The 5169-nt window shown below is 70.2% G+C and carries 7 protein-coding genes and 1 tRNA gene; 6 read left to right on the top strand and 2 right to left on the bottom strand.

Annotated elements, in window-relative coordinates; genetic code table 11:
• Positions 1 to 182 precede the first annotated feature (182 nt).
• A tRNA-Arg gene (locus ACY0I8_RS16175) sits at positions 183 to 259 on the bottom strand.
• Positions 260 to 389: 130 nt separating this feature from the next.
• On the opposite strand from ACY0I8_RS16175, the gene ACY0I8_RS16170 reads away from it, so the two are divergent.
• The 6 genes from ACY0I8_RS16170 to ACY0I8_RS16145 all read left to right on the top strand — a co-directional run bounded on the left by ACY0I8_RS16170 (position 390) and on the right by ACY0I8_RS16145 (position 4426).
• Entirely contained in the window at positions 390 to 929 is a 540-nt protein-coding gene (locus tag ACY0I8_RS16170; RefSeq protein WP_461395565.1) for a cupin domain-containing protein, read from the top strand.
• Between the two features lie 3 nt (positions 930 to 932).
• Positions 933 to 1385 carry a DUF2889 domain-containing protein gene (locus tag ACY0I8_RS16165; protein WP_461395564.1) on the top strand — a complete coding sequence of 151 codons (453 nt, stop codon included), beginning with the start codon at positions 933 to 935 and terminating at the stop codon, positions 1383 to 1385.
• A gap of 2 nt (positions 1386 to 1387) precedes the next feature.
• Complete coding sequence (locus tag ACY0I8_RS16160) at positions 1388 to 2308, top strand: CoA transferase subunit A (RefSeq protein ID WP_461395563.1); 921 nt, start codon at positions 1388 to 1390, stop codon at positions 2306 to 2308.
• Positions 2309 to 2388: 80 nt separating this feature from the next.
• On the top strand, positions 2389 to 3147 hold the full coding sequence (locus ACY0I8_RS16155) for a CoA-transferase subunit beta (RefSeq protein ID WP_461395562.1): 759 nt from the start codon (positions 2389 to 2391) through the stop codon (positions 3145 to 3147).
• A complete protein-coding gene (locus ACY0I8_RS16150) occupies positions 3144 to 3437 on the top strand; it encodes a transcriptional regulator (protein WP_461395561.1) in 294 nt (97 codons plus the stop codon). The genes ACY0I8_RS16155 and ACY0I8_RS16150 overlap by 4 nt, the downstream gene beginning before the upstream one ends.
• Before the next feature lie 83 nt (positions 3438 to 3520).
• Complete coding sequence (locus ACY0I8_RS16145) at positions 3521 to 4426, top strand: radical SAM protein (protein WP_461395560.1); 906 nt, start codon at positions 3521 to 3523, stop codon at positions 4424 to 4426.
• A 6-nt stretch (positions 4427 to 4432) separates the two neighbouring features.
• On the opposite strand, the gene ACY0I8_RS16140 is transcribed toward ACY0I8_RS16145, so the two are convergent.
• The gene (locus ACY0I8_RS16140) at positions 4433 to 4639 is read right to left on the bottom strand and encodes a hypothetical protein (protein ID WP_461395559.1); all 207 of its coding nucleotides are present in this window, start codon (positions 4637 to 4639) and stop codon (positions 4433 to 4435) included.
• Between the last annotated feature and the right edge of the window lie 530 nt (positions 4640 to 5169).

Genomic DNA, 5169 nt, shown 5'->3' with positions numbered 1-5169 from the left:
CCTGTTCGTCGGCCCGTGGGTTCGTTCCACGCTTCCTCCGGACGCTCGGTCGCCCTCACGCCCTTGCGCTTCCCTTCCCTCGTCGTGACCTACTCGGGGGAGGACTTTCACCTCCAAGCCAGTGCCCATGCCGGGCGTACAAACAAAGGGCTTAGCCGCGTCGGCTAAGCCCTTGTTATTACTGGCACGCCCGGAGGGATTCGAACCCCCGACCTACGGATTCGAAGTCCGGCGCTCTATCCAGCTGAGCTACGGGCGCGCGAGGGGCGCAATGCTCCCACGGGGGCCCGGGCGTGTCAAGACGCGCCAAAGGGCGTTGACCCTCAGCGCACTTTTGTTTACAAGGGTCGGCGTGGCCGCATTCAAAACCTTGGTTGGAGATCCGGAACATGCTCGGGAAAAAGCTCAGGGAGGCCCGGCGGGCCCGGGGGTACAGCCTGGAGGAACTCGCAAAGCGCACGGGGTTTTCGAAGAGTTTCCTCTCGCAAATCGAGAACGACAAGAACTCCCCGTCGATCGCGAGCCTCAAGAAGATCACCCAGGCCCTGGGGGTGAGCATCGGCGAGATGTTCATGGAGGACCGGGACGAGCAGGTGTACTTCCTGAAACGATCCGACCGGGTGCCCTATGAGGTCGTTAAGGACAAGGTGATTTTCGAGTTCGGGGCCTCGAAGGTGCCGAACCGGAAGATGGAGGTGATCTTTTTCACCCTGCTTCCGGGCGGGGAGAGCGAAGGTGAGTACTCCCACGAGGGGGAGGAGTTCGGCACCGTGCTCGAGGGCACGCTCCTGTTCGAGCTCGGGGGCAAGGAGTACCGCATGGAGCCCGGCGACTCGATCTATTTCACCTCGTCGATTCCCCACAGGTGGCGAAACCCCGGGCCCGACGTGATGCGGGCCATCTGGGTCATCACCCCGCCGAGCTTTTAGCCCATGGACATCTTCCAGCGCTCCATCCACTCCAACGTGAAGCAGGTGGACCCCGAGCATCTGCTGGTCACGAGCACGCTTCTCGACCTGGAGCACTCGTTCCACCTGGAGCTTCTGGTGCGGCTTCCGGACGGGGTGATCGAGGACGCCAAGGCGAACATGACCAAGGTGCCCCTCACACGCTGCCTCGCCGGGGCCGAGGGGGTCCGGGAGCTCGTGGGGCTCACGATCGGCCGGGGCATCGTCCGTGAGATCACAAAACGGCTCGGGGGGCCCCGGGGGTGCGCCCACATGGTGGAGCTCATCACCGACGCCGTGCGGCTCGTGTCGATGATCCTGATCGGGGCCTCGGTCAACTACTGGGACGAGCTCAAGAAAACGATGACCGAGGAGGAGATCGTGGCCCACGGAAAGAAGCGGCTTCGGAACACCTGCCTCGTGTTCGCGGACGACTGACCGTGGAGACCAAGATCTACACCCTGGCGGAGGCGGTGGGGCTGTTCGTGCGGCCCGGCGACCGGGTGGTCATGGGCGCGGCCCTGGAGTCCCTGATCCCGTTCGCCGCCGGGTACGAGATCGTCCGGCAGGGCATCGGGGATCTCACGCTGATCGGGCCGATCTCCGACATGCTCTTCGACGTCCTGATCGGCGCCGGGTGCGCCGCCCGGGTGGAGGCGGCCTGGGTGGGGAACGTGATGATGGGCTCGGGGTACAATTTCCGTCGGGCCGTGGAGCGGGGCGAACCCCGGCCGCTGGAGGTGGTGGACCACACGAACTTCACGCTCCAGACCGGGCTCAAGGCCGCCAGCATGGGGCTTCCGTATCTGCCCACCCGCACGGCCCTGGGCAGCTCCGTTCTGGAACGAAACCCGGGCCTCCGGCGTCACCGGTGCCCCTTCACCGGGGAGGCGCTGGTGGCCGTGGCGGCCATCGTGCCCGACGTGGCGATCCTCCACGTGCAGCGGGCCGACGCCCAGGGCAACGCCCACGCCTGGGGTAACCTGGGGGTGACCCAGGAGGCGGCGTTCGCGGCCGAGAGAGTCCTCGTGGTGGCCGAGGAGATCGTGCCGCCCTGGGTGATCGCGAGCGACCCGAACCGCACCCTGATCCCGGGGTTCCGGGTGAGCGCGGTGGTGGAGGCCCGGTGGGGCAGCCACCCCTCCCCTTGCCAGGGCTACGCGAACCGGGACCACGCCTTCTACCGGGAGTACCACGCCGCGAGCCGCACCCGCGAGGGGTTCGAGGCCTGGCTGGAGGAGTGGGTGACCGGCGTGGCCGACCACGGCGCGTACGTGGACCGGCTGAGGGCCCAGGGGCGGCTCGACCGACTCCGGGTGGCGGACCACGCCTACTCGGTGGCCGCCGATTTCGGGTATTGAGGGCGGGGCGACAGGCCTCGCCCCTTGGGTTTTCGCGTTCCAGCTTTCCAGCGTTCTAGCCTTCGAGCAGCGGACCCGCCATGGCCGACTACACCCCCGGAGAACTCATGATCGCGCGGGCCGCCCGGGAGATCCGGGACGGGGAGCTCGTGTTCGTGGGCATGCGCCTGCCGCTGCTGGCGTTCCTGCTGGCCCGTTCCACCCATGCGCCCCGCGCCGTGGGGCTCTTCGAGAACGGGGTGCTCCGGGACGCCCCGGCCTCCGATCCCCTGATCACCATGAGCGATCCCCCCAACCTCCGGGGGGCCCGCATGTGCATGGGCATGGAGCTCGCGATGGGGCTCCTCCAGTCCGGGCGGGTGGACCTGGGGTTCATCGGCGGGGCGGAGATCGACCGGTTCGGGAACCTGAACACCACCGAGGTGGGCCCCGACGCGGCCCCGGTGCGGCTGCCCGGCAGCGGGGGCGCCTGCGACATCGCCTGCCTGGCCGGGCGGCTCGTGATCGTGATGAAGCACGAGCGCCGGCGGTTCGTGGAGCGGGTGCGCTACGTGACGAGCCCGGGGCACGGCGACGGCCGGGCCTGGCGCGGGGAGCAGGGGCTTCGGGGGGGCGGGCCCTCGGCCGTCATCACCGACAAGTGCGTGTTCGCGTTTCACCCGCGGACCCGGGAGATGGTGGTCGCCTCGGTTCACCCCGGGGTGGACCCCGGGGAGGTCCGGGCCCTCACGGGATGGCCCGTGGTGATCCCCGACCCCGTGCCCCGCACCCCGGAGCCCACGCCCGAGGATCTGGCGGTGATCCGGCGGTACGACCCGGAGGGGTTTTGGAGCCGGTGACCCAAACGGTCCGCCGCCGCATGTTGGAACTCCTGCGGGCCGGGCCCGCCACCGTGGCCGAACTCGCCCGGGCGCTCGGGCTGCGGGAACCGGAGGCCGCCGAACACCTCGGCCACGCGCTGCGATCGCTTGCGCCCGGGGAGCGGGTCGTCGTGGAACCGGCGCGGTGCCGGGCCTGCGGGTTTTCGTTTCGGGGCCGCGAGCGCACCGGCCGGCCGGGCCGGTGCCCCCGGTGCCGCGCCGAGCGGATCGCGCCGGCCCGGTACCGGGTGGAGGGTCGGGAGGGCTAACGGCATCCGGGCGTGGCCGGCCCCCGGAAACGAGCGTCTCCCACCGGGTGGCGGACCGGCGAAACCCGAGGGGATGTAAGCCGATGTTCGAGCCAGCCTACGTCTGTGCCTGGCGTTCGGGCCGGCTGTACGACGCCGTCCGGACGGCCTATCAACGGCTCGCCGCCTGCGATCTTTGCCCCCGACGCTGCGGGGTGAACCGGCTTCGGGGGCAGACCGGCGTGTGCCGCACCGGGCTCCACGCCAAGGTGGCCTCGGCGGGCCCCCACTTCGGGGAGGAGCGGCCGCTCGTGGGCTTCGGGGGCTCGGGCACCGTGTTCTTCTCGGAGTGCAACCTGCGGTGCCGGTTCTGCCAGAACTGGGACATCTCCCAGGACGGCGAGGGCGTCCTCACGCCGGCCCACCGCCTGGCCCGCACGTTCCTGTGGATCCAAGCCCGGGGCTGCCACAACCTCAACCTCGTGACCCCCTCCCACGTGGTGCCCCAGATCCTCGCGGCCCTCGCCCTCGCGGTGCGCCGGGGCCTCCGGATCCCCCTGGTGTACAACACGAGCGGGTACGACAGCGTTGAGACCCTCCGGCTCCTGGACGGCGTGGTCGACATCTACATGCCGGACCTCAAATGGGTGGAACGGGGCGTGGGGGAACGGCTCGCCGGCGCGCCCGACTACTGGAAGGCGGCCAGGGCCGCGGTGAAGGAGATGCACCGCCAGGTGGGGGACCTGGTGGTGGACGCGAGGGGCATCGCGGTGCGGGGGCTCCTGGTGCGGCACCTGGTGCTCCCCGGGGGACTCGCCGGCACCCGGGAGGTGATGCGGTTCCTGGCCCGGGAGGTCTCGCCTCGGACCTACGTGAACGTGATGGCCCAGTACCGTCCCGTGGGCGAAGCCCACCGGCTGCCCCCGCTCGATCGTCGGCCCACCCGGGCCGAGGTGGCCGAGGCGGTGCGGATCGCCCGGGAGGAGGGGATCACCCGGCTCGACCGGTGAGGGGATCTACGGCCGACGGCAGGCGTCCCGACGGCTCCCGGCGCAGCAGCACACCGCCAGGCAGGCGAGCACCGCGGCCAGGGCCACCCAGGTGGCCGGGGTCCAGCGATCCGGTGTGTACCCGAAGGCCCAGCCCGTGATCACCAGGGCCACGGCCAGCACCACGGCCAGGCCCGACACCACCCGGCACGGCTTGGATTCCCAGAATCCCATGGTACCCTCCTCTCCGGCGTGGCGGCTTGGCCGCTCGGCGGCCGGGCGGCCGATCCCCCTTCGGCCCCGGGGGGGCGAAGGCCGCTGGGATCACCGCGGGTTGGGAGACCTCAGTTCGCAGGTCCAAGCATAGCGTTCGGTCGTCGGGGCGCAACCCCCCGGCCGTCGCGCGCCGGGGCCCGGTCCCACGCCCCGGCGTGCTTGCGTCCTACTACCAGGTTGCCTTCCAACAGACACCCAGCTTGAAGCCCGGCAAGGGGCCTGGTTCCGGCCGTGCGTGAGTGCGGCATCCGGCTTACGCTGCATCCGGCACTCAGCCCGGCGGCTCCATGAACGGCGAGAACGCGAACGTTGGCGAGCCATTGGTGGGATTATGGCGAGAAAGACATCGGCTGAGTGCCGGATGCAGCGACTGTAGGAGCCACGCCCGGCGCTCCACCAGGCCCCTTGCCGGGCCGAATCAGGGAACGGTAGCTTTGAACGCAACTTGGTATCAGGGGCAGGCCGCGGCCGGGGCGCCCGTGTGGGAT

The sequence above is a fragment of the Deferrisoma sp. genome, assembly GCF_054681715.1.
Note: the sequence above shows the minus strand (reverse complement) of the source record. Positions and strands in the feature narration are given on the sequence as shown.

Coding starts and splice junctions, on each gene's coding strand:
- ACY0I8_RS16155 (WP_461395562.1), top strand. CDS start 2,389: ATGGCCGACTACACCCCCGGAGAACTCATGATCGCGCGGGCCGCCCGG.
- ACY0I8_RS16145 (WP_461395560.1), top strand. CDS start 3,521: ATGTTCGAGCCAGCCTACGTCTGTGCCTGGCGTTCGGGCCGGCTGTAC.
- ACY0I8_RS16165 (WP_461395564.1), top strand. CDS start 933: ATGGACATCTTCCAGCGCTCCATCCACTCCAACGTGAAGCAGGTGGAC.
- ACY0I8_RS16170 (WP_461395565.1), top strand. CDS start 390: ATGCTCGGGAAAAAGCTCAGGGAGGCCCGGCGGGCCCGGGGGTACAGC.
- ACY0I8_RS16140 (WP_461395559.1), bottom strand. CDS start 4,639: ATGGGATTCTGGGAATCCAAGCCGTGCCGGGTGGTGTCGGGCCTGGCC.